The organism is Enterococcus sp. AZ140 (assembly GCF_051714405.1).
GTDB classification, from domain to species: Bacteria; Bacillota; Bacilli; order Lactobacillales; family Enterococcaceae; genus Enterococcus_B; species Enterococcus_B pernyi.
The window spans coordinates 2,241,291-2,266,467 of sequence record NZ_JBIORU010000001.1 but is presented as its reverse complement, the minus strand read 5'-3'; the positions used below and the strand labels follow the sequence as shown (position 1 = coordinate 2,266,467).

Genomic DNA, 25,177 nt, shown 5'->3' with positions numbered 1-25,177 from the left:
TTAAACTGGAAGCCGTTAAGAAGATGTTGAAAGTTCTCTCGATTCAGAGAGGGACATACTTTTATTTTAGTGGAAAATAAAAAAGATTTTTTTTACATAACAATGTTTTAATATCTTGTGTTTCCTTATTGGTAAAAAAGTAATAACAAGAAGTTTCATGAAGTAAACATGAACTTTCATATCATAAATAAAAAAACATTTAGTTATAATATAATTAGAGTTCTCTAATTATAGGTGCTTCTTAGATAGTAAAAAAGTTCATTTATCAAATTTTTTATGAGATAATTTGTACATAAATTAAAATATGGTTAGAGAATGAAGGGCGGACATATTTATGATTAAACTGAACAAGAAAAAACTTATTGCAAATATACTTTTAAGTTCAATGGTGTTAACGCAAACAGTACCGACTTTTGCAAACGTTTTAGAAGATATTGATCCAGTAAGACATACAGTGATTGAAGAAGAGCCAATAGACGAAGAAAAAGAAAGCTTTGATGATGAAATCATAAATGAAAAAGTGTCTTCCGAGGAAGTCGTGGTTCTGGAGGATGATCGTCATGTGGTGGTAACTGAAGAAGACGACCATGTAACACTCGAGACAACCGATCAACTGGTTGAAGCGCAACAGACAGTGATGGAAGAAATGGAAGAGCAAAACGAAACAATCGTTGAATCGTACTTTTCTGGAGCAGGTGATGGTTCTCTCACCTCGCCCTTCCAAATCACCACTGAAGCTGAATTGAATGAAATGCGAAATGATCTCGCGGCGCATTACCAATTGATGAATGATATTACACTCACTTCAGATTGGATACCTGTTGGATATGGGACAACTTTAGCAACAAAATTTACTGGAAGTTTTACAGCTGAACCTGGAACAGTGATCCGTAATATGATAGTGAATGCTGGGGTACAACTTGGGGATCTGCATAATCGTGGATTCTTCGGTGTGACAGATGGTGCAAAGATTTCTGGGATCACATTAGAAAATCCTCGAGTTGTGGGAGGGCTCTACGGAAATAATGTTGGGGGATTGATTGGTCAAATCAATGACCTATCTAAAGGACCAACGACCGTCACTGATTCTACTGTTATTGGTGGAAGTATTGAAGCAAGTGGGAATAACATTGGTGGACTAGTTGGTTATATGGCGAATACTGTCGCAGGTACTACGATTGCGCGCTCATCTTCTTCCGCAACGATAACAGTTAATGCCAATCCTTACATGTATCCTCAAGCTGTTGGGGGGTTGATCGGAGTAAATGGAAATACAGTTGTAGATAGTTATGCCACAGGAAATGTCACAGCGAATACCACCAATACTGGAGGACTAATTGGTCTGAATAGCTGGGGTAAAGTCAGTCGCTCGTATGCTACTGGGAATATTGACAGCCCGGAAAGTGAAAACGTGGGAGGGTTGATTGGTGGACACGACTTCTACAGTACAGTAGTCGATTCCTATGCGACAGGCGATGTCATTGGGAGAACGAACGTCGGAGGATTTATCGGGGCCATTCATCCTTATGCGATTGAAGTAGCACGCAACTATAGTACAGGACATGTAACTGGCATTGAAGCTGTTGGCGGTTTTGTCGGTAATGCCGGCTCTCTAACAATCAAAAACAGTTATGGGATGGGGGATGTCACTGGAGAATCCGATGTCGATCATTTCGGTTTAGGTGGAACGAATATCAATAATTACTACTATAATAACTCTGAAGCTTTATACGGCGGGGTTCCAGTTGGCGGTCAAGTGATCGAAGATGTCATTGAACCTTTAGATGTCATTGAATTGCGCACGCAAGCGACTTATGAATCAAATGGTTGGGATTTCGGTAGTACTTGGGTGTGGGATACTGCGACAAATTATCCGAAGCTAGGACTAGGTAACGAGATGGATACTTTACCGATCAATGCGTTAGGAGAAACGCTTCAAGTGCCATATGGTGGAGCAGAAACAAAGATTCCACTTACTGATGTCTTTTCTTTATTCGGACGAGGTGGAAATCCAGATGATTATCTTTTTGAAACAGATGCGGATGGGGTAAGCATTTCAGCCGATGGTATGAATTTGATCTTGGAAATTTCTAGTGTTGGGATTTATGAAGTGACTGCTACACCAATCAGTCGTATCACTACATTAGAACCTGGACAGAATTGGAATAAAGCAATGATTGAAGTGACTCCGGCTGAGATCATTCTAGAAAAAGGGACAGTTTTTGCTCGTTCATTCAATGGAACGACTGAAATTGATCATTTCGATATGCCGACGTTAACTGGGTTGGCACCTGGAGATGAGGTGATTTGGCAAGAATCAAGTTTCCAATATACGAATAGTGCTGCTGGAACGAATACGATCGAAGGAGCGAACTGGACCATTGATTGGGGCACGGTTAACCTTTCCAACTATGAGGTTACCGGCTTACCGACTATTGGGAATCATGAGTATCTGGTCACAGATATCTTTGATGTCGAAGCAATCACGAAAGCAGCCGGTGCATTTCTGAGAATAGATGAGGAATTAGCAAAACAAAACAATACCCATGAAGTGATCACGATTGCGGATACTGCACTTCTACACCATGACGATACCCCAGATACACCAGGCGAGCACTGGTACCATGACCATGCGGAAGAATTGCTGCAAGATGTGACCTACCTGATTTACGACACAGATCCACAAGCCAATCCGCTTGCGCGAGTCGTTGCATACGCAGATGGTGTACCAGCAGTAGATGGCGTATTTTTGGGATTGAGTGCAAACACAACGTATTGGATCACTGCGATTTCAGACGAGAGTACCAACTTTTTACAAGGGGAAGAGTCTGAACCCATTATGCTTACTACAGCGCAGTCGGGAGGCAATGGCGGAGATTCCGGTGGAAACACGGGGGGCACTGGGAATACTGGAAATGGCGGGAATAACATCAGCGCTCCTTCTGGCAACAATCAGTTAGGAAACAATCAAACCGGCACGACTCCAATTGGTGGAAGTGGTAGTGGCAGTGTGGCGACAAATGTTGCATCAACAAGAAATAATGGCAGAGACAGCAATCTACCGAAAACTGGCGAAGTAGCTAGTGCATTCGCATTACTTGGTTTTGGCGCGGTAGGTACAGCTTTAGCTAGCTGGCTGAAGCATAAAAAAAATAATTAAGCGATGACATAAAGATTGAGCTAATTGTGTATAGCGTCAAGAAATCTTTCTATGAACCTAGAATTTTATTTTCTATTTTTTAGGTTTTGGACTATTTCTGAGAACTAACATGATTATCTCAATCTTTTTTTTGTTGATTAAAAATGGATAGGGAAGATCAATGAGTAGTCATCCGACAGACCATCGTCACCTACGGGCTCAAACTTCTATTTGCTGATTCTTTCGAGTATACTATAAGAAAAGATCAAGTACGAGAGGCAAAAGAAATGAACTCATCAAAAAAGATAACACATGCGAAGACTACTTTGTAAGTAGAAGCCAACACTTTTTGATTTGATTGCTTGTTACTCCTACTTGCTCAAAATAAAAAAATGGAGAATCACTATGACAAACATTTTATTAGTAGATGATAGTGCACTGATTACAAGCGGCTTAAAAATCATTTTAGAAAGTACAAACGATTTTCAAGTAGTGGGTATTTGTCATGATGGGCGTTCAGCTATTGCTTTTTGCGAAAAAAATCAAGTCGATCTTGTATTGATGGATGTCCGAATGCCGGGAATGGATGGCGTCACTGCTACGCAACAGATTACGGAAGTATATCAGATACCTGTCATCATTTTAACTACGTTTGATGAAGATCGTTACATAGAGGAAGGGATACGCAACGGTGCAAGTGGTTACTTGCTGAAAACAACTCCTCCTGAAGCGGTGATCCAAGCAATCAAGAGTGTGTTACAGGGACAAACGATCCTTTCGAAAGAAATCCTCGTGAAGGCAACGCAACAATTAGGTAACAAGAATGATCAAGAAGCAGATCTCTCCTTACTGACGGAACGAGAGCAAGAAATTGCCTACTTAGTCGCAAAAGGAATGACGAATAAAGTGATTGCACAAACACTATTTTTAAGTGAAGGTACTGTCCATAACAATCTTTCAATGATTTTAAAAAAACTGAACTTGGATCATCGTACGCAATTAGCGATCTATGTTCTCACAGGTGAGGTTATGACGTAGATGCAAGCAATCAAATTATCGATCAACTTGCTATCGATCATTGGTTTGATCGGGTTGATGATCTATCAAACATCCACTACCATTTTGATGTTTGTCATTAGTTTAAGTATGGTATGGTTGACATTTTTTTTCTTAGGCGAAAGTTTTCAGAAACATCGGCCTTGGTTTGTTGCTTTGCAATTGTTCAGTGTTCTATTGAGTTTGATTTTTGTCGAACAAGCGATTTTTCTATTGCCACTTTCCTTGCTGCAAGGTTATTTTTGCTTCCAAAAATCATGGTTACTTTTAGTCGTAGCCTTGATCAATTATAGTGTTGGCAGCTTTTTTCTCACTGAGTCACTTTATTTTCTCTTTGTACTGTGGGTAAGTGGGATGATCAGTATCGTTTGGTCTGCGGAAAAAATGATGAAACAACAAGAAGAGTTAACTACTTCTTCCGATTTTTTACGGATTGAACGAAACAAGCTATCAAAACTCTTTGCACAAAGCACTTTGAATGCTGAAGCGATGCAAAAAGAAGCAACGTTAGTAGAAAGACAACGGATCATTCATGAAATCCATGACCATCTTGGGCACGACTTAACGAGTTGCTTGATCCAAATAGAGGCGGCAAAGGTCATCAATCGAGAACAACCGGAACAAGCGCATCAATTATTGAGTCAATCTGCTGATCGCTTAAGAAAGTCGATCAACGAAGTGCGCAACGTGTTACATGACGAGCGACCAAAGAATGAAACCTTGAACATCAATAAAGTAAAGGCAGAACTCCAACGTTTCTCCGAGACTCACCAGATTATCGTGGATTTCCAATATAGTGGTTCTTTAGATAAAATCAGTCGCTTTCATTGGCAGGTATTGGCGGCGAATTTGAAAGAATTCTTGACGAATACGCTGAAATATAGTGAAGCTTCTACGGTGACGGTGCGCCTACATGTGTATCAAAAATTTTTACGATTTGAATCGAAGAACAATGGAAAAAGGGCATTGGACTATCGTAAAGGCCTTGGGATCGTAGGAATGGAAGAACGAACAGCCGTATTGAACGGCAAATTGTTGATCGATGGAACGGATGGTTTCCACATCACCACGATATTACCTTTTGATGAAGAACATGAGATTTCTAATTCATAAATCATGAGAAACTGTACTATTACAGTTTCTCTTTTTTTTATAAAATAAAGAAAAGGAGTGATTGAATGAATATACTCAGTGTGCAAAAATTGACAAAAAAATTTGGACAGAAAATTGCTGTGGACGGTGTGTCATTTGAAGTACCTGAAGGAACGATTTTAGGGTTGTTAGGACCAAATGGCGCAGGAAAGTCAACCGTTATCAATATGATTACTGGTTTATTGAATAAGACATCTGGAACGGTTCAGTTGTTTTCAGAAGAGATGACCGAGGGAAAAAGAGAGCTTAGGCGAAATTTAGGGGTAGTTCCGCAAGAGTTAGCGATTTATTATGATTTGTCTGCTGAAGAAAATGTCCGCTTTTTTTGCGGGCTTTATGGAATCAGGGGAGAAGAACTAAAAAAGAATGTGGAAGAGGCATTGAGAACGGTTGATTTGTACGAACGAAGAAAAGAGCGCCCGAGTGCGTTTTCTGGTGGGATGCAACGACGATTGAATATTGCAATGGCGATTGCCCATCGGCCTGCTTTACTGATCATGGATGAACCTACGGTAGGGATCGATCCACAATCTAGAAATTATATTTTAGATGCAATTGAAAATATGAAAGAAAATGGTACAACGATCATCTATACGAGTCACTATATGGAAGAAGTCGCACGTTTGGCAGATGAAATCGTCATTATTGATAAAGGTCAAGTGATTGCTATTGGTAGTGAAGAAGAATTGGTAAATCTCGTCACGGATAAAATCAATCTGCAAATCACTGTGGAGAATCCAGAGGCACTGGATTTAGAAGAAATCAATAATATTAACGGGATCATCAATGTTTCACTCGACAAACAGCAAGTACAGATCGTGACGGTGCTTGAGAGCAAATTGTTGAATCAAATATTAATGATACTGATCAAGCAAGAAGTTAGAGTAGTCGATGTACTGCAACAAGCTCCAGATTTAGAAACCGTTTTTCTTAGTTTGACTGGACGTAATCTACGTGATTAGGAGGAGTGAGTATGAATGAAAAAATAATTATCCGGACCCTGATACAAAATTTTCGTGAAAAATCCAATTACATTTATTATCTCGCTTTTCCGATCACGTTGATGTTTATTCTAGGGGCCGTCCTCCAAGGTGTATTCAATAATGACGTAACCTCTGATATGGAGCCATTGACGGTACAATATCAGGTAGACGATCAAGAAGTCCGTGAAATATTCCAACAAGTAAGTTCTTTTGCAGAAGGTGCTATTCATTTTGAAGAAGTGACAAATGAAAAGGAAGGATTAGCGAATATAAGACAACAAGAAGCTGATGCTTACTTACATTTTTCCGATCGCATCGAAGTGCAGAGTCGGGAATTGACCAATGTAGAAAAAACAATCCTACAAAGCTATCTAGTAGAAATCGTACAGGAAATCAAACGACAAAGTTTCATTATGGAACAGCACTTGCCGGCAACCGCTGGCTTAGTTTCAGAAGAGCAGTTTACAGATGCGATCGTCGTCGATCAAGAAAATCAACGAGAAAGCGCATCTTCCTACCAATACTATGCGATTGCTATGATTAGTCTATTTGTTTTATATTTTTCTGAAATTGGTCTGAGCATGTTTCGAGAAGCACGACAACATGGAACCGTGCAAAGAGAATTAATCACACCACTTGGCCGTAAAACAATCATTTTTTCGACATTTTTCGGTCACTTCTTCTTTGGGATGCTTGTGGTGTTGATCTTGATGCTCATCTCTCAATTTTTATTTGATGTTCCATGGTATTTAAGTTTTGGCTTTTCTTACCTAAACTTAATCGCACTTATGGGCAGTTTTCTCGCACTCGGTTTATTTTTAGAAACCATTGGAGACCGTGATGAAAAAAGAATTGGTTCTGGCATTACCCAGATATTTATTCAACTCACTGGATTTTTAGGTGGTGCCTATTTTCCAACGAATGAAACGATGATGGGATTGTCACCATTAGGTTGGGTCTTAGCATCTGTCAGAGAAAGTTTGTGGACCGACAATTCCTTGCAATGGTTAGGTATCTATGGGAATTTTGGGTTAATGTTTGTTTTACTCATGTCATCAGTCGTCATTTTAGATAAAAGGGAGGTATTCTAATGAGAGATATCTTTTGGATCGTTAGAGAACGGTTGGTTCTTTGGAAAAATCGACCATTGCAAATCTTGTTTCTTTTAGGAATTCCTTTCTTGAGTGTTGTCCTTTATCTTTTTGCTTATGGAGATCAAGAAACGAATCTACTGACGATAGGGGTAGTTGATCAGGATCGCTCATCCTATAGTGAATTGCTTATTGAAAGTTTGGAAAAACGAGTCAGCGTTCAGGAAATTAGTTCAGTAGAAGAAATCGATCAGGTTCTTTCCCGACAACAGGCGGTGGCAGTCATCACAATCCCTAAAGGTTATCAAGAAAATGTTTCTGAAAATACGAAACTCTCTCTCCGGACATTCCAAAAAGGGGAACTGTTGGAGAAAATCGACCGATTGACCCAACGCGCACTAGCAGAAGTTTCTAGTATCCATCTGTTAGCAGAAGCTGAAGGGGAGGATGAATCGCTGGAACGCTTGAAAGAATCGACAGAAATCGAGATCAATCAAGTAGATCAAAGCACAACGACCGAACGAATGTCGGTGCAAATCGTTGGCTTTTTGTTGATGATGTTTCTTTTCCAAGCAGGTAATTTTGGAACGACGACGATTCAACAAGAACGACGAAATAAAATTTATACGCGTTTGATGACGACTTCGGTAGCTAAAAGTACGTATTTTATCGGGACAACGATTTTTGCGACGTTCGCTATGCTGATCCAAGTAATGTTAGCAGTTGTCGTCATGACAAGTCTATTCAACATCGACCCTGGGTTAAGCGCTTTTGATTTGATTGGCCTACTAAGTCTATTTAGTTTACTAGCGGTAGGTTGGTCGATCGCGATTGGTGTGCTTGCACCAAGTACAAGTGTGGCAGCGGCTTTGCAAAGTATTTTGATCACCGTCACAAGTTTACTATCGGGTGCTTTGATCCCCCAAGAGGTGATGCCAGAATTGATGCAGAACGTGTCGATGATTACTCCGCAATATTGGGTCTTGACGATTATCAAAAACCTTCAATCCGGACAAACATGGGAAGCTAACAGCAGGGAAGTGCTCATCTTGGTCATTTATATTCTATTCTTTCTAAGTTTGGCGATATATGGATATACGAGAAGAACGAGGCAAGAAGTATATAGCTGAGCAAAAAAGCGTGAAGCAATTCATGATGGATACGCCAAATTAAAAGAAAAAAAAGAGACCGGTACAGAAGTATTTAACCTCGAAAAATAAGGCGTCATCCACGGAATTTGTGTTTCAAATTTTTGTGGATGGCGCCTTGTTTTTGAAGAGGTTAAGTTCAATAAAAACGTCAAGTCTTTTTTTTGCATGTATAAGAAAAGAAAGGCGAACGAATCGATTTACAAACTGTATACTCATTTTATCAACAGAAACAAGGAGGAATATTATGGGAATCAGCCAACGTATCAGGAATATCTTTAGTCAAAATCAGGAACCAACATTGACGATTGAAAATCAACAAACTTCTTTTAATGAATTTGACAAAACGGTCAAAGAAGAAGTAGAGAAAATTCTAAAAAACCAGATACCTGACGGGGATTGGTCAAGTAAGGAAGCTGCCATCATTCGCCTCCAACAAGCAGAAAAAATTGCAATCAACTGCAAAGACAGTGGACAAAATGAGTTGACTAATCAAATAACTAAGTATTACGATAAAAAATTCTATGTATCGGATTATATACATTTATGGTTAAGTATCGATAAAGAAAAACTTGAGCAATTTCAGCAACAGAAAAATCGAACAATCGATGCAAATGTCGATGCTAGTGTACTTACGAAATTAGTTCAGTCATTAGAAGAAACCGTTGATATACGAAAGGGAATCCTCCAGTTCTGCTTAAAGAACCCAAAGTACAATCGACTGCTGAAGGATGAGGTAAGAGAGGAAGTGAGCCACCGAGCGAAACCTAGCTTTTTTATGCTTGATCCGATGATCCAAGAATATTTGAAAGACATGGAAAAGCAAGAAGCCGCTATTCCATCAACGAATGTTCAAGAAGATTCATTGACTAACCTGTCATCAGAGAGCGTATTAGAAAAAAATGATCGTCTGAAACAAGAACAGGATGCTAGACGAGTGGGTGTATTGGAAACGGTGATGGTTCAAAATAGAAAAATGACCATCCTAGAAAAAAACAAAGAGCCCCAAGAATTAGGAACAGCGTCATCAAAAGATGATCAGAGTCAAAAAAAACAGTTATCATCAGTGCTAGATGCGAGCAAGAATAGTGCCAGACAAAAAAATAAGAAGGCTATTATCATCGCGAATAGGAAAGTAACCATTTATCAAAAGAAACAAAAATCAATGAATAATAGAAGAAGATTCGTCTTTATTCGGAACCAACTAAGAAAACTTAATTTCAGAAACCGAAAAAAAATAAGTTTCTTAAAGCAACAAGCAAAGGCAAGCAAGAAAGTAAGAAGTAGACGAACCGATTACTTTAACTACCTTAGATAAGGGGAAAACAAGGTGTAAAGTTTATCCTATGGAATGATTATTTTATTAGTAAGTAACTAATGTACTTGGCATTTTACTTTTTCTTAATGAATTATCCTAACAAAAGACAAATATTATAGTGAAAATTCTTCAAACTTTTCTTCTATTCTATATACATACCAACCAACAACCCTATACTTTTTCATTTTTACTCCTCAAGTAAAAATAAACTCCTAGACCGCGGCCACCCACCGCGGTCGCTTTTTTGTTCTATGATGAATTCCTGTGAATCTGCCACCGTTATCCTTATTTTTTGCTATTGTAAACGCTTGCTTTAAATTAGAAAATAAAGAAGTAAGAACCAACAGATAATTGCTAGGGTCGAGCAGATCGAACAATCAGTGAAAGGGGAATAAAAATGATCAAAAAAGCAGTAAAAATGAAGTTGTACCCAGGATACGAAGCAGAGTACCTCAAAAGACACAATGAATTGTGGCCGGAGATGCGTGACATGTTGGCTGAACATGGTGCGCGCTCTTATTCGATTTTTCTTGATCCAGAAACAAATACTCTCTTTGGGTATCTAGAGATTGAAGATGAAGAAAAATGGCGCCATGTACCAGAAACAGCAATCAATCAAAAGTGGTGGGTGTTCATGGAAGATCTGATGGAAACAAATCCAGACCATTCTCCAGTAACTGTCGAATTGAAACATGTTTTCGATTTATATCAACAAGTCTAAAGTAAAACCGCTGAAAGCAGGATATAAAGCCAGCTTTCAGCGGTTTTGTTTAAAAAGGATGACAGGAGCGAGTCTATTGATTATTTTCGATTTCTTCTAAATCAAGACTCAAGTTTTCCCATTCAGACAACTTTTCTTCTTGTAGTTGATGTGCTTCATCAAGCGCTTGATTTAATTCATTCAATTTGACATGATCATCTAATACAGCAGGAGAAACCATCTGTTGTTCGAGTTCATCCACTGTTTCTTCTAGTTGAGCCATATCTTCTTCGATTTGCGTGATTTTACGTTGCAAGCTCCGCATGATCTTTTGTTGCTCTTTGCTTTGGAAGTAAGTGGATTTGTTTGTTGAAGGCGTGCTGACCTCAGGTTGTTCAGCTGCTAACAGTTCCGCAATTTCTTCTTCTTCTTTTTTCTTTTCTAAATAATAATCATAGTCCCCCAAGTAGACTTTGCTTCCGCTTTCTGAGAGTTCAATGACTTTAGTGGCGATACGATTGATGAAGTAGCGGTCATGAGAGACAAAGAGTAGTGTCCCTTCATAGTCGATCAATGCGTTTTCCAACACTTCTTTATTGTCGATATCTAAGTGGTTGGTTGGCTCATCTAAAATCAAAAAGTTCTCTTGATTCATTGCTAGCTTAGCTAACGCGACACGTGCTTTTTCCCCACCACTTAAAAGAGGAATCGTTTTTTCAACATCTTCACCAGAAAACAAAAAAGCGCCTAAAATCGAACGGATATCTTTTTCTGGAACGGTTGGATGTTCATCCCACAATTCAGCTAGAATCGTTTTATTAGTGTGCAGTTCCGCTTGTCCTTGGTCGTAATAACCAATGCTGACATTCGTACCAAGTGTTTCTTTTCCACGGATGAAAGGCAGCTGTTGGATGATCGATTTTAGTAAAGTGGATTTGCCGATGCCATTTGGGCCCACTAATGCGATTGCTTCTTGACGACGGATATCCAAGTTGATTGGTTCAGATAAGATGGTGCCGTCATAGCCAATAGCGGCATCTTCTACTTGCAACACAACGTTTCCCGAAGGTTTCGCCACGTTGAAGAGAAAATGAGCTTGTTTCTCATCTCCTTGTGGACGGTCTAACCGTTCCATTTTTTCTAATGCCTTTCGACGACTTTGGGCACGTTTTGTCGTTGACGCACGGACAAGATTTCTGGCAACAAAATCTTCGAGTTTATTGATTTCTGTCTGTTGTTTTTCATAGGCTTTCCAATCAGAAGCTAATTGTTCAGCTTTCATATCTAAATATTTGGAATAATTTCCTTTATAGTGACGCATCTTTTTCCGACTCAGTTCATAAACCTCAGTCGCCACTTTATCCAAGAAATAACGGTCATGGGAGACAATCAGAAGGGCACCAGTATAACTTTGCAAATAGTTTTCCAACCAAGCGAGTGTTTCGATGTCCAAGTGGTTCGTTGGCTCATCCAGGATCAAGATATCTGGATGTTGTAAAAGCATCCTCGCTAAAGCTAATCTTGTTTTTTGACCACCAGATAACGTATCGATTCTTTGCTCGTAAAACGACGGATCAAATTTGAATCCATGCAATACAGAGCGAATTTCATTTTCATAACTATAACCGTTCTTATCAGAAAAATCATGCTGCAATTTATCATATTCTTTCAAGAAGGATTGATAAGCCGGCGTGTCAGGGGTGCCTTCACTGATAAAAACTTCAAGGTCACGCATCCGCTGTTCCATCAAGCGCACTTCTTCAAATGCTTTTAGCATCTCATTCCAGACGGTTTCAGTGGAATCTAATCCTGTATCTTGGGCCAAATAACCAAGGGTAGCTGTTTTATTTTTTGCGATATTACCTACATCTGGGGCTTCAATGCCAGCAATGATTTTTAATAATGTCGATTTACCAGCGCCGTTACGTCCGACTAAAGCGATACGTGCGCCCGTTTGGATCTCTAAGTGGATATTTTCAAATAAAATCTCAGCGCCAAAATGGCGAGCGATTTGATTGGCTTGTAATAGTATCATCGAATCCTCTTTTCTACTTTGTGAATTATCCTAGAATTTCATGGACTTTTTCTATTGTAGTCTACCACAAATTCATAGTTACTGCGAGGTTCTGAGAAGCTAGGAAAATGAGAATAAGAATAAAAATTCACAATATACAAGCAACGAAATTGATTTTTTTGTGTAAGTACTGATATGATGTATAAATCGAGAAGAAATACAGTGGAGGTAATGAAGTGAAAGACCATGTAATTCCAAAGGCAACCGCAAAACGCCTGCCTTTATATTATCGTTATTTAAGAATCTTGAATAACGCAGGTAAGAAAAAAGTTTCATCAACTGAACTAAGTGAAGCAGTCCAAGTAGATAGTGCAACGATCCGTCGTGATTTTTCCTATTTCGGCGAACTAGGAAAACGTGGTTACGGTTATGATGTAGAGGACTTGATGCATTTCTTTGCAAAAACCTTGAATGATGACCAATTGACGAACGTTGCATTGATCGGGGTCGGTAATCTAGGAAGTGCCTTGTTGAAATATAAGTTTCACCAAAGTAATAGTATCCGTGTCAGCTGCGCTTTTGACGTGAACCCAGAAATCGTGGGTCGGATCGTTGATGGTATTCCCGTTTATCCAATGGATGACATGATCGAACAAATCAAGATCCAACAAATCGAAGTGGCAATCTTAACGATACCTGCCGAAAAAGCACAAGAAGTCGTGAATCGTTTGACAGAAGCTGGTGTCAAAGGGATATTAAACTTTACATCTGCTCGACTAAATGCACCATCCGAAGTATTGATCCAAAATGTCGATTTGACGAACGAGCTACAAACGTTGATCTACTTCTTGCATTCCGATGCGTCCTTGCATGAGCATGACGACAACGAATAACCGGAAATAAAGAAAAGTTAAACGATCGATGACAAACTATTTTTCTATTCACTAGAAAAAATAGTTTGTTTTTTTATGATTTTTTTTAGAAATAGATAAAAATAAGTAATATTTTCCTTCATTGGCGTCTCTTCAATTAGGAGGCTGATAGGTGAACAACTGAAAGCTTCGAAATTTATTATAGTGATACATTGTTTCTGTGTTATAATAATACTTCACCAAAAAAATCGAGGGAATACGGGAGGATCAGCAATGCAGGAATATATCAGGATACATAATGCCAGACAGAACAATCTAAAAGGGTTTGATTTACAAATCCCAAAAAGAAAGATCACGATTTTTACAGGTGTCTCCGGTTCGGGAAAATCTTCCATCGTTTTTGATACGATTGCCCAAGAAGCGGGAAGACAACTCAATGAAAATTTCTCTAAATTTGTGCAGAATTTCTTACCTAAGTATAGTCAGCCAGAGGCAGATGCCATCGACAATTTATCTATGGCAGTCGTTGTAGATCAAAGCCGTTTAGGTGGAAATTCGCGTTCAACACTAGGAACGATCACAGATATCAACCCACTGATCCGCTTGCTTTTCTCTCGTATTGGCCTTCCCCATTTAGGCCCCGCTTGGAATTTCTCATTCAATGATCCTCACGGCATGTGCCCAGCGTGTGAAGGGATTGGTCGGATCGTTGGATTGAATCTAGACAAAGCGTTAGATTTAGAAAAATCGTTGAATGGAGGAGCGATTTTACTTCCAGGCTACAAAGTCGGATCTTGGTTATTGAAGTCTTTCACGAACACAGGTTTTTTTGACAATGATAAGCCATTAAAGGATTATTCAACAGAAGAAATGGAAAAGTTCTTGTATGCTTCAGGAGAAAAAATCGATTCGTTGTATATGGAAGGCATGAGTTCGACCTATGAGGGATTAGTGGCACGTTTCAATCGTTCCAATATCAAAGGGGGCAATGAGAGCTCTGCCGCGACCCAGAAAAAAATCGCAGCGTTCATGGATGAACAAAGATGTCCAGAATGTCAGGGAAAACGATTCAATCAAAAGGTTTTGGGCTGCAAGATCAACGGATATTCAATCGCAGATTTCTTAGCAATGCAACTGGATGAACTATTAGAAATCTTACCGGGGATCACAGATGAAATGATCCAACCAGTGTTGAAAAATCTCCAATCACGACTACAAGATCTGATCAATATTGGGTTAGATTACGTTTCTTTAGATCGCGAGACAGCGACTTTATCTGGAGGAGAAAGCCAACGAGTGAAAATGGTCAAGCACTTATCTTCTAGTTTAAATGACGTCATTTATATCTTCGATGAGCCTAGTATTGGGTTGCATCCACGAGATGTTCATCGGTTAAATGAACTATTGATCAAATTGCGTGATAAAGGAAACACGGTCATTGTTGTAGAACATGATCCAGATGTCATCAAAGTAGCAGATCATATCATTGACGTTGGACCAAAAGCAGGAAAAAATGGTGGATACATCACTTATGAAGGTAGTTACGAAGGGTTACTAGTTTCAGATACATTAACTGGAAAAGCCTTTGGACAAATGACAGATTTCAAACAGGAACCAAGAAAAACAGACAAGTTTATTGAAACCTCAAAATCGACGTTGCATAACCTTAAAAATACTTCTCTCAGAGTACCATTAGGTGTTTTTACAGTGGTGACCGGAGTAGCTGGCTCAGGAAAAAGTAGTTTAGTTAACGGCGTATTTGCCAAAGAGTATCCGGAAGCAATCAATATCGATCAGTCTGCTGTTGCAGGGAATATTCGTTCCAACCCAGCGACTTATTCAGGGATCATGAACGATATCCGCAAGGTCTTCTCGTTGGAAAATAATGTTTCTGCCGGACTGTTCTCTTATAATTCAGAAGGGGCATGTGAAACGTGTAAAGGACATGGTCATATCAAAATGGAATTATCTTTTATGGATTCTGTAGAGGTCCTTTGCCAAGCCTGTGGTGGTAAACGATTCAAAGAAGAAGTTTACCAATACAAATTAAAAGAGAAATCGATCGATGAAGTATTAGCGATGAGTGTGACTGAAGCGGTGGCATTTTTTGAAGAAAAATCGATTCAACGAAAACTGAAACAAATTTTAGAAGTAGGGCTAGGATATATGACGTTGGGACAACCGTTAAATACATTGTCAGGAGGAGAATGTCAACGGTTGAAACTGGCGAAAGAATTAAGTAAAAAAGGCAATATCTACATTATGGACGAACCAACAACCGGTTTACACATGGCAGATATCAAGAGTATCTTAGAAATCATCGAGCGGTTGGTCAATAAAGGCAATACGGTCATCGTCATTGAACATAACCTGGAAATCATGAAGGCGGCAGATTGGTTGATCGATGTGGGGATCGATGGCGGGATTCGTGGTGGCGAGATCCTTTACGAAGGAATACCAGAAAAAATCAGTACTTGTGAACAGTCGATCACAGCTCATTATTTAACGGGTGTTTAACTAAAAAGAAGTACCAGTCATTTGTTTGCAGAAATGACTGGTACTTCTTTTTTATTGATCGAATAAAGTATCGTAGCTGACTTGATTGCTTGATTCATTTAATTGATCTAAACGTTTTGTCAGTTGTTCAAATTGAATAAAGCGGGCTTGTCGCTCGACTTCTTTTCCAAAATGGAAGAGCAAGATCACTGGTGCAGTAAATGCTTGGAATGTGCCAGCTACTTCCGGCATCTCGAAGGCATCTAAATGATACGCTGGGAAAGTATAATGAGTCAATAATTGTTCCAATTTTGGCACTACTGCATGACAAACACTACAATTGGGTGTAGAAATCGCAAGCACGACAGTCGGTTCTTCTTGGATAGTTTTTAAGACTTCAGTTAAATCATGGGTTTCTTTCATGGTGATAACTCCTTAAGGTTGCTTTTAGCACATCGCTAATTCGATGGTGAAAAAGTATTCAGTCGTATACAAATAGAAAATAGGCAAATGACTCTCTTCTTTTTACCTGAATCTTCATCTTAGCTGTGCTAAAAGTAAATCCTTATGACGGAGATGTCAATAAAAAAGCTTTTTTTGATTTCTTAAACTTATGAAAAAAATTTAAGCTTTCTTGTATTTTATTGAAGAAAAGCGTATATTGATGGGCGAATGAAGTTCAAATGACAAGGAGAAATTATATGTTTTCGTTTATTCCAAATTCGGTATTGCAGATGGGAACGATTTTTTTATCGATCGTTATCGAAGCCTTGCCGTTTGTTTTATTGGGATGTATCATCTCAGGTGCTTTACAAGTATTTTTGACCCCCGAACGTGTCAAACGGTGGTTACCTAAAAATCGCTTTTTATCGATTATTGTTGGGTCTATTTTAGGTTTTTTCTTTCCTTCATGTGAATGTGGGATCGTCCCAATCGTTCATCAGTTTGTAAAAAAAGGGGTTCCTGTTCACACAGCATTTGCGTTTATGCTCACTGCGCCAATCATTAATCCAGTCGTGATCTTTTCAACTTTTATTGCATTTGGCAATACTTGGAAAATGGCGGGACTGCGTATGTTAGGAAGTTTTATTGTCGCACTGATCGTAGGTGTCTGGTTGGCCTATATCCAAAAAGGCACAATCTTGAAGTCTTCAATTGATTCAGCGATGGTTGAGCCTAACTCCCATACACATGAGCATGAGGAAGTGGAAGCAATCGCACCACAGAAATGGGGACATCGAATCCTCCATGTCTTGACTCACTCGATTGATGAGTTCTTCGATACGGGCCGTTATTTGATCATTGGTGGTTTGATTGCTGCAGGGATGCAAACCTATTTACCTACGAGAGTGATGCTGACGTTAGGTTCGACAAAGCTATTAGCCATTTTGATCATGCTAGTATTGGCATTCACGATGTCTCTTTGTTCTGAAGCGGATGCGTTTATTGGTTCCTCTTTATTAAGTCTTTTTGGAACGGCACCAGTTGTCGCTTTCTTAGTTTTTGGACCAATGGTGGATATCAAAAACCTATTGATGATGAAACGCTACTTCAACACACGCTTCATCGTTTCATTGATCGGGCTGATCGCCTTAAGTGTTATCGGCTTTACACTATTTATTTAGGAGGAGAAACATGCTGCGATTTTTGATTTTATCTGGTTATTTTGAAATGATGATGTATCTTCAAGTTTCAGGGCGTTTAGATCAATACATCAATGTCCATTATCGTTATTTGGCAGTATTATCCATGGTCTTATCTGCCTTACTAGCCTTAGTTCAGTTATATCTTTGGGTAAAAGCAGATGGGAAAAAAGAAACGCATGAGTCCCATGATTCTCATGATCACGGATTATCAAAACCCTATCAGCGATGGATTGCGTATCTCTTATTAGCCTTGCCGATCGTTGTAGGCACACTGTTTCCGACAGTTAGTTTAAACACAACGATCGTGGAAGCGAAAGGGTTCAACTTTCCACTAAGCAAAGAATCTGTCGGTGATCCACAAGTGCAAACGCAATATTTGAAACCAGATACGAGTATTTATTTCAATAAATCCGACTATCAAGATCAAATGAATGAGTTAAAAGATAAATACGAAGATGAACAAACGATTGCGATCACAGACGATAATTATTTAGAGATCATGGAATTGATCTACAACTATCCAAGCGAATTCATTGGTAAAAAAGTCTCTTATGAAGGCTTTATCTATCAGTCGAAAAATGATAAGAGTACTGATACTTTTCTCTTTCGATTTGGGATCATCCACTGTGTTGCTGATTCCGGGGTCTTTGGATTGTTGACGCATCTGCCAGAAGGAATGACTGTGAAAAATGATGACTGGTACAAAGTTGAAGGGACGATCCAAACCGATTTTTATCAACCCTTCAAGCGAGAGATTCCTTCAGTCGTAGTGACGAAAGTAGAAAAAATCACTGCTCCTGAAAATCAATATGTGTATCGGGCATTTTAAATGAACGAAACAAAGTTGTAGTAATATAAACAACATAAAAAGTGATAAGAGACGAAACTCGCAAGAATTTCATCTCTTATCACTTTTTGACTATAGGTTGTAAGAATCTCACCGTATGTTTTACTCTGTTCAAAAAAGGACAAAACGAGAAACACTCATTTTTTCTTTCTTCGCTTCAATACAATCGCTTCACGTTTCAGTTTAAAACTACGGATATTGTGGTTGAAGACTTCCGATATCACTAAACCTAAGGCAATCGCTCCAGCGATCATGATCGCTTGAACCGTAAAAAATGCCGCATCTTGATAAGCACCTGTCACTAAACTGCGCACAGCCTGGTAAGCTAATCCACCAGGAACCAGTGGTACCATACCGGGGATATTGAAAATCGTGACGGGCATTTTTAGTTGTTTAGAAAAAAGATCACTAGCAAAAGCAACGCCTAATGAACCTAGTAATGAACCTAAAGCTGCACCGCCACCCATAGCTAGACACAACCAATAGATCATCCAACCTACGGCACCAGCTAAACCACACCAAACTAAGGCTTTCCTTGGCACATTAGTGATGATTGCAAAGGCAGCGGTCGCTAAAAAGCTAAAAGAAAATTGAATCAATACATGCCACATGGCTAAAGTCCTTTCTTAGTAGAAGATTTGAAAGATAAAGGCGATTGCAAAACCAATCATCGCCGCAGTCATCATCGCTTCTGCTCCACGAGAAACACCAGAAACGTAGTGCCCCGCTAATAGATCACGAATCGCGTTGGTGATTTGAACACCAGGAACCAACGGCATGACACAACCAATGATGATCAAATCCTGATTGAGACCGATTCCTAAACGCACACTTAAAATAGCGGCAATGCCGATAATCAAAGAGGAAAGGAATTCAGCTAAAAACTTGATTCTAAAAAAACGCAAACTGCAAAGATAAACAATGTAGCCCACTCCCCCAATCGACAATGTGATCGGTAAATCTTTCAATTCGCCACCAAATAAAATCATGATCGTCCCGCTAATGATAGCAGCGCTGATGATTTGTAGCCATACTGGGAACATCCGTCGATCTTTCTCGACTTCTTGTAATGCGCTATATAGTTCTTCCAAAGTCAATTCATTGGCAACATATTTTCTTGAAAGGTTATTGACCTTGACTACTCTTTCTAAATTGATCGTTCGATTGGTGATTTGTTCCATGCGGATCGTCGAAGTCCGATCAAATCCGATAAATAGTCCTGTTTGGGTCACGTAGCTAACTAAACGATAATTTCCAGAAGCAGAAGCGATTCGACTCATCGTATCTTCTACACGGTACATCTCTGCATTACTTTCCGTCATTATTTTTCCCGCCAATAAACAGGTATTAAGCAATAAATCTAAATCTCTTTCTGGCATGGCATTTTCTCCAATAGTTGTTTTCTTGTATTTATTTTACTACAAACAAATTGGAAAACGTATAAAAAGAAAACTTGAATCTCAAAAATCAGCAGTGAAAGGGAAAATAAGAGCCAAGTGAGAGCAATGCTGAAGAGAGCCAAGTGTTAAGTCAACAGTTAGGATAAATCAAGCTTTTTGGTTAATTGTTGACCAATCGTTCAATAATGTGACATAATTAAGTTATGGGAAGAACGAGAGAATTTAATGAAGAGAAAGTTTTACTAGAATCGGCAAAAATATTTGCCAAAAATGGGTATGCAGGGACGTCGATCAGTCAATTGGTAAAGGCGACTGGCTTGCTTCGAGGAAGTTTATACTCTGCTTATTATAGTAAAGCTGGTTTATTTACGACTTGCTTTAACTATATAGCTGAAGATGGAGTGACTGATAATGGGTTATTGATTGATTTATTGATCATCGCATTATTAGAACGTACGGCAGATGACAACGAAGTAAAGAAAGTCGCACAGAAGGTAATCACCGCTTTGGAAGAGAAAAACGAAGGTTCGATTGAAACGATCATTGCTGATCGAATCATGCGTCGAGCGAATCTTACGGACAGGAGGAAGTAGAAAATGGCTAAAGTTGAAATCCAAAATGATCGATTGATCATCAGTATGGAGGGCGTACGAAAACTGTGGGCATTGAAAAATGAAATATCCACACCATTATCCAATGTATTAGGCGCAACTGTGGATGCCGATGTCTGGGAAGATACACCGAAATTTGGCGAAAAAAGAATGGGCGTTGATGCCTATGGATATTATTTTGCCGGAACATTCGTCCAAGATTCAAACAAGGTATTTTATGATCTCAAAAGAAAAGAAAATGCAGTCGTTATCACACTAAAAGATGAAGAATTCAATCGTCTCATCATTGGAGTAGAAGACCCACAAGCAACAGTCGAGATGATTGAACAGGCAATGAACAAAGCAAACTTTGTATAAGAGAACTTGAAACAAGAGTAGATGTTGAGTGCCTAATTGTCCTATCGATAAAAGCATTCACTTTGCTATATAATAGACAAGAAGATCAATCGAATCAATTGATGAAGTTTTAGTAACAACCTAGATTTCCTTTCACGTGGAAATTTAGGTTGTTTATTTTTGGAAATCGACGTAACATGCGTATATAATTTTTGAAGAAGGAATTGATGAAAGAATTTAAATACTTCTTTATTTTAAAAAAGGGGAACGTATGTTAAGATTTATGAAGTTCGACTGAATAAAGGAGTAGATACATGAACAAAAAAACAACCAAAACAATCATAGGAGTCGCAGTTGCTCTTTTAGCTGGTGCACTAGGGATTTCAACGACGCAAAAAGACTCTGATCTCATTCAACAGCTAACAGGTTTATTCGATTCAAAACCTCAAGTCTCACAAGTGGCGAATGTTCCAGAATACGACGGCACGCACCAAGAAATCGAAATCAATCAAAATAAGCCGACCTTTACAAAAGAAGAACTGATCTTAGATAAAGGAACATGGGAAAGTTATTCCGATATCGATCGACTGAATCGTGTAGGTCAAGCCAACGCCATGTTAGGAAAAGAGATGTTCCCTAAAGAAAAACGTGAGTCTCTTTATATCGATCCAACAGGGTGGAAGCAAAAGAAATTGAGTGACGGACAGTGGCTTTACAATCGTAGCCACTTGATAGGTTTTCAGTTAACTGGTCAAAATAATAACATCAAAAATTTGATGACTGGTACTCGTTCGTTGAATACCCCTTATATGCTTGCACATGAAAACGATATTGCAGCATACATCAAAGAAACCAATCATCATGTTCGATATCGCGTAACGCCACATTTTGAAGGGGAAGAATTAGTAGCACGAGGTGTTCAGTTAGAAGCCCAAAGTATTGAAGATAACCAAATCTCGTTCAATGTGTTTATCTATAATGTCCAAGACGGTTATACGATCAACTACCAAACGGGTCAAGCAAAGAAAGCATGATCTATGTGCGTTCGTTATTTGAATATTTTGTGAATTTTTTGAAAAAACAGAGAAAAGACTTATTTTTAATTAAATATCACGTATACTGTAAGAAAGTGTACTCATAAATGTTGGAATCGATACAATCAAATAAGAAATCATTATTATTTTTATATTTCCGGCGAAGTTGGAATATTTATTTGTAGTTTTACCACATTTCGAGTAAAATAAAGGGTGTAGAGGGTAATTTGACTACCCTGCGGAAAGAGGTGTAGAATCATGGGTTTTACAGATGAAACCGTACGTTTTGGTTTTGATGATAGTCGTAAAAAAGAAGTCAGCGAAACATTAGCGATCGTTTATCGGGCTTTAGAAGAAAAAGGCTACAATCCAATCAACCAGATTGTGGGCTACTTGCTTTCTGGAGACCCGGCCTACATTCCTCGTTATCGTGATGCAAGGAATCTGATCCGTCGTCATGAACGCGATGAAATCATGGAAGTGATCGTCAAAGACTATCTCTCAAATCATGGAGTGAATCTATGAGAGTGATGGGCTTGGATGTCGGCTCAAAGACTGTAGGTGTCGCTGTTAGTGATCCTTTCGGCTGGACTGCACAAGGCGTAGAGATCATTCGTATCGATGAAGATAAAGAAGAATTTGGATTTGAACGATTGGCAGAACTGGTCAAACAGTACGAAGTAGATCGTTTTGTTGTAGGCTTGCCGAAAAACATGAATAATTCAATCGGTCCGAGAGCAGAAAGCTCAATGGCTTACGGAGAAAAGATCAAAGAAATGTTTTCTCTACCAGTCGACTATCAAGATGAACGACTGACTACCGTCCAAGCAGAACGCATGTTGGTCGAACAGGCAAATACGTCAAGAGCAAAAAGAAAAAAAGTCATCGATAAGCTTGCTGCGGTGATGATTTTACAAAATTATTTAGATGGTTCGGGAAAACAACTATTTTAAAAAATGAAAAGAGGGGTTCTAATGGCAGAACACAATCATACACATGATCATGAAGGACATGAACATATCACATTGGTCGATGATCAAGGAAATGAAACATTATACGAAATCTTGTTAACAGTCGATGGACAAGAAGAATTTGGTCGTAACTACGTATTGCTTTATCCAGCCGGCGTACCGGAAGATGAAGATGTAGAATTACAAGCCTATGCCTACGTTGAAAACGAAGACGGAACAGAAGGCGAATTAGAACAAATCGAAACAGATGCTGAATGGGATATGATCGAAGAGGTCTTCAATACATTCATGGCTGAAGAAGAAGAATAGTATTTAAATAGTGGAGAAACCTTGTCATACCAAGGTTTCTCTTTTTTTATCATTCTTTTGATCAAGAAATTGACCAAGGTTTATTTCCATAGAAAAAACCATACCATCTTTGTCTTAGTACATAACCTTAGAGAAGAAAGGAAGAACAAAATGATAAGAACTGCTCGTGTGGAAGATGCAGAAACCATAAACAAGCTAAATAAGGAAGAATTAGGGTATGAGATACCACTTTCGGAAACGACGAAGCAATTAAAATACATATTGGCACAACCAGAGATCTATGTCGTCGATGTTTATGAGGAAGAAGGGACGAAGAAAGTATTAGGATATGTCCATGCCCAAAAGTATGAAACATTGTTAAGTCCAACGTTGTTCAATATTTTAGCATTAGCGGTTTCTTCAAAAGCCCAACATCAAGGAATTGGCAGACGATTGATGGAGAGTGTCGAGAAACAAGGGAAAGAACGTGGCTATTTTGGAGTTCGACTAAACTCTGGCGAACATCGCAACGAGGCACATCGTTTTTATGAACATATCGGCTATCATTCAACAAAATGGCAAAAACTATTTCTAAAGGAATCATGAATATCATCGTACAAAAAAACTTCTCGAATAAGAATCGAGAAGTTTTTTTACATTCATTCGAATTAAGAGAATAGTTGCATCAAAAATCCTGAAATGATCAAGACGATCGCTCCGCCTAAACGATTGCCCATTTGAGCAAAAGCAATCAATTCCATACGGTTTGCTGCGGATAAGACGGCAACATTTCCTGTACCACCCATTGAATTGTTACATAGTCCTGCTGTGATCGTTGATTCGATCGGATAAAGTCCGAATAGACGACCGACAAAAGCAGATACAAGAGAGATGACGATGACACTGGTCAAGCAAAGTACGACGAATTGCCATGTTAAAGCAGAGGCTAAAACATTCAAGTTCAATAAGGCAATCCCGATACCTGCTAAAACAGCTGCTGTTAAGTTTTTAACAATCAAGTTATTGAACATGATCGCTGCATCTTCATAATATTCAGGAAGAATATTAGTGATTTTACAAATGACTACGATAATGATCATGAAAGCATAAGCATGAACTTTTGGTACAAAGAAATTACAGATTTGGCCAAGAATAAAGAATGTGATCGAGACCATTAAACCAACACCTAATTGTGGGATAGAAGGTTTCACATTGCGTGGTTTGCCGTCACCTAGATCGCCTTTTTCCATCAGTTTCCCATTACCATTCAATTTTGGCATGGATTGTCCAGCACGAGCCACTAAAGCGGCACCGATAATGGCTAGCACATTTGTCATCGCAGTTGCAGGGATCAAACGTGAAATAATAGCAGAAGCATCTGTTCCTAAGACGTTTGCATAAATAGTTGATAGTGGAACAGCGCCAGCACCTACACCACCAGCCATGGCAGGTAAAGAGATATATAATACGGAATTAGCGAAGCCATTCCCAATCAACATTCCCACAAGTCCAACTGCAAAAAATGAAACAACCATAGAAATAAGTGCAACAGGGATAAAACGAACGGAAGCCTTCATCAATAATTTGCGGTTCATTCCTAGAATACTTCCGGTAATCAAAGCAGCGATATAAAAGTCTAAAAAGCCCATATTATTGACAAAGTTTTCAGTTGATTTCACGACATAATCAGGTAAAATACCAAAGGTTGCGATAGCTGCGGAAGCGAAGATCGCAAAAACAGAACCACCACCTAAATAACTTTTGACGATTGGGATTTTTGTCCCGATAAAATGGAATAGATTCCCAAAAATGACAAGCACTGCGATAGGTCCGATCATATTTGTTGGTAATTTACCTAATGCCATCGCAACGATCAAAACGAGAACCATGATCAAATAGATAGGTAAACTGACCCCACTGATTTTTGTTTCCCAAAAACCTTCTTTGTTTGTCTTAACGACTGTAGCAGTCGTTTGTTCTTGATGTAACATTCTTACAGATCCTTTCCTTGATTAACGTAAGAGGAGTTCCCTATGAGTTGGAAAATAATCTAAAGCTATTCCTCAACTGGCTCC

At 39.0% G+C, this 25,177-nt stretch carries 24 protein-coding genes; 19 read left to right on the top strand and 5 right to left on the bottom strand.

The features are described from left to right. Positions 1-388 precede the first annotated feature (388 nt). From IGJ39_RS10400 to rhaM, 8 genes are all read left to right on the top strand, one after another. Positions 389-3,160 (top strand): GLUG motif-containing protein, encoded by a 2,772-nt coding sequence (locus IGJ39_RS10400; RefSeq protein ID WP_438764629.1) that lies wholly within the window; start codon positions 389-391, stop codon positions 3,158-3,160. A 384-nt stretch (positions 3,161-3,544) separates the two neighbouring features. Beyond that, positions 3,545-4,177 carry a response regulator gene (locus IGJ39_RS10395; RefSeq protein ID WP_438764627.1) on the top strand — a complete coding sequence of 211 codons (633 nt, stop codon included), beginning with the start codon at positions 3,545-3,547 and terminating at the stop codon, positions 4,175-4,177. Then, positions 4,178-5,308 (top strand): sensor histidine kinase, encoded by a 1,131-nt coding sequence (locus IGJ39_RS10390; RefSeq protein WP_108146239.1) that lies wholly within the window; start codon positions 4,178-4,180, stop codon positions 5,306-5,308. Between the two features lie 65 nt (positions 5,309-5,373). Next, the gene (locus tag IGJ39_RS10385; RefSeq protein ID WP_019723561.1) at positions 5,374-6,309 is read left to right on the top strand and encodes an ABC transporter ATP-binding protein; all 936 of its coding nucleotides are present in this window, start codon (positions 5,374-5,376) and stop codon (positions 6,307-6,309) included. Between the two features lie 11 nt (positions 6,310-6,320). Further along, positions 6,321-7,421, top strand: coding sequence for an ABC transporter permease (locus IGJ39_RS10380; RefSeq protein ID WP_438764624.1), 1,101 nt, complete (start codon positions 6,321-6,323; stop codon positions 7,419-7,421). Continuing rightward, entirely contained in the window at positions 7,421-8,551 is a 1,131-nt protein-coding gene (locus IGJ39_RS10375; protein WP_438764622.1) for an ABC transporter permease, read from the top strand. The genes IGJ39_RS10380 and IGJ39_RS10375 overlap by 1 nt, the downstream gene beginning before the upstream one ends. Positions 8,552-8,816: 265 nt before the next feature. After that, a complete protein-coding gene (locus tag IGJ39_RS10370) occupies positions 8,817-9,887 on the top strand; it encodes a hypothetical protein (protein WP_438764620.1) in 1,071 nt (356 codons plus the stop codon). A gap of 397 nt (positions 9,888-10,284) precedes the next feature. Then, positions 10,285-10,608: an L-rhamnose mutarotase gene (rhaM, locus tag IGJ39_RS10365; RefSeq protein WP_019723905.1), complete on the top strand. Its 324-nt coding sequence runs from the start codon at positions 10,285-10,287 to the stop codon at positions 10,606-10,608. A 73-nt stretch (positions 10,609-10,681) separates the two neighbouring features. Here rhaM and IGJ39_RS10360 read toward each other — a convergent pair whose 3' ends face one another. Continuing rightward, positions 10,682-12,622 carry an ABC-F family ATP-binding cassette domain-containing protein gene (locus tag IGJ39_RS10360; RefSeq protein WP_438764618.1) on the bottom strand — a complete coding sequence of 647 codons (1,941 nt, stop codon included), beginning with the start codon at positions 12,620-12,622 and terminating at the stop codon, positions 10,682-10,684. 215 nt (positions 12,623-12,837) lie between these two features. On the opposite strand from IGJ39_RS10360, the gene IGJ39_RS10355 reads away from it, so the two are divergent. Continuing rightward, on the top strand, positions 12,838-13,494 hold the full coding sequence (locus tag IGJ39_RS10355) for a redox-sensing transcriptional repressor Rex (protein ID WP_010734798.1): 657 nt from the start codon (positions 12,838-12,840) through the stop codon (positions 13,492-13,494). A gap of 252 nt (positions 13,495-13,746) precedes the next feature. Then, the gene (locus IGJ39_RS10350) at positions 13,747-15,990 is read left to right on the top strand and encodes an ATP-binding cassette domain-containing protein (RefSeq protein WP_438764616.1); all 2,244 of its coding nucleotides are present in this window, start codon (positions 13,747-13,749) and stop codon (positions 15,988-15,990) included. Positions 15,991-16,041: 51 nt separating this feature from the next. Here IGJ39_RS10350 and IGJ39_RS10345 read toward each other — a convergent pair whose 3' ends face one another. Then, entirely contained in the window at positions 16,042-16,392 is a 351-nt protein-coding gene (locus tag IGJ39_RS10345) for a thioredoxin family protein (RefSeq protein WP_065096783.1), read from the bottom strand. A 278-nt stretch (positions 16,393-16,670) separates the two neighbouring features. On the opposite strand from IGJ39_RS10345, the gene IGJ39_RS10340 reads away from it, so the two are divergent. Both IGJ39_RS10340 and IGJ39_RS10335 read left to right on the top strand, forming a co-directional pair. Continuing rightward, positions 16,671-17,594 (top strand): permease, encoded by a 924-nt coding sequence (locus IGJ39_RS10340; RefSeq protein WP_195274330.1) that lies wholly within the window; start codon positions 16,671-16,673, stop codon positions 17,592-17,594. Positions 17,595-17,604: 10 nt separating this feature from the next. After that, entirely contained in the window at positions 17,605-18,444 is an 840-nt protein-coding gene (locus tag IGJ39_RS10335; RefSeq protein WP_438764613.1) for a TIGR03943 family putative permease subunit, read from the top strand. 155 nt (positions 18,445-18,599) lie between these two features. Here IGJ39_RS10335 and IGJ39_RS10330 read toward each other — a convergent pair whose 3' ends face one another. Together IGJ39_RS10330 and IGJ39_RS10325 are read right to left on the bottom strand one after the other, a co-directional pair. Further along, on the bottom strand, positions 18,600-19,073 hold the full coding sequence (locus IGJ39_RS10330; protein WP_010734803.1) for a threonine/serine exporter family protein: 474 nt from the start codon (positions 19,071-19,073) through the stop codon (positions 18,600-18,602). Positions 19,074-19,088: 15 nt separating this feature from the next. Continuing rightward, positions 19,089-19,841 (bottom strand): threonine/serine exporter family protein, encoded by a 753-nt coding sequence (locus IGJ39_RS10325; RefSeq protein ID WP_023520080.1) that lies wholly within the window; start codon positions 19,839-19,841, stop codon positions 19,089-19,091. A 224-nt stretch (positions 19,842-20,065) separates the two neighbouring features. On the opposite strand from IGJ39_RS10325, the gene IGJ39_RS10320 reads away from it, so the two are divergent. The 7 genes from IGJ39_RS10320 (at position 20,066) to IGJ39_RS10290 (ending at position 23,708) form a co-directional block, all read left to right on the top strand. Beyond that, positions 20,066-20,455 carry a TetR/AcrR family transcriptional regulator gene (locus IGJ39_RS10320; RefSeq protein WP_019723840.1) on the top strand — a complete coding sequence of 130 codons (390 nt, stop codon included), beginning with the start codon at positions 20,066-20,068 and terminating at the stop codon, positions 20,453-20,455. 3 nt (positions 20,456-20,458) lie between these two features. Next, on the top strand, positions 20,459-20,830 hold the full coding sequence (locus tag IGJ39_RS10315) for a hypothetical protein (RefSeq protein WP_065096780.1): 372 nt from the start codon (positions 20,459-20,461) through the stop codon (positions 20,828-20,830). 293 nt (positions 20,831-21,123) lie between these two features. Next, positions 21,124-21,843, top strand: a complete 720-nt coding sequence (locus IGJ39_RS10310; RefSeq protein ID WP_065096779.1) for a DNA/RNA non-specific endonuclease — start codon at positions 21,124-21,126, stop codon at positions 21,841-21,843. A 258-nt stretch (positions 21,844-22,101) separates the two neighbouring features. Continuing rightward, positions 22,102-22,368: an IreB family regulatory phosphoprotein gene (locus IGJ39_RS10305; protein ID WP_002290885.1), complete on the top strand. Its 267-nt coding sequence runs from the start codon at positions 22,102-22,104 to the stop codon at positions 22,366-22,368. Next, positions 22,365-22,796, top strand: coding sequence for a Holliday junction resolvase RuvX (gene ruvX, locus IGJ39_RS10300; protein ID WP_019723844.1), 432 nt, complete (start codon positions 22,365-22,367; stop codon positions 22,794-22,796). The genes IGJ39_RS10305 and ruvX overlap by 4 nt, the downstream gene beginning before the upstream one ends. Positions 22,797-22,817: 21 nt before the next feature. Continuing rightward, on the top strand, positions 22,818-23,123 hold the full coding sequence (locus IGJ39_RS10295; protein ID WP_010734809.1) for a DUF1292 domain-containing protein: 306 nt from the start codon (positions 22,818-22,820) through the stop codon (positions 23,121-23,123). Between the two features lie 150 nt (positions 23,124-23,273). After that, positions 23,274-23,708: a GNAT family N-acetyltransferase gene (locus tag IGJ39_RS10290; protein WP_065096778.1), complete on the top strand. Its 435-nt coding sequence runs from the start codon at positions 23,274-23,276 to the stop codon at positions 23,706-23,708. Positions 23,709-23,770: 62 nt separating this feature from the next. On the opposite strand, the gene IGJ39_RS10285 is transcribed toward IGJ39_RS10290, so the two are convergent. Beyond that, on the bottom strand, positions 23,771-25,093 hold the full coding sequence (locus IGJ39_RS10285) for a 2-hydroxycarboxylate transporter family protein (protein WP_065096777.1): 1,323 nt from the start codon (positions 25,091-25,093) through the stop codon (positions 23,771-23,773). Positions 25,094-25,177 lie beyond the last annotated feature (84 nt).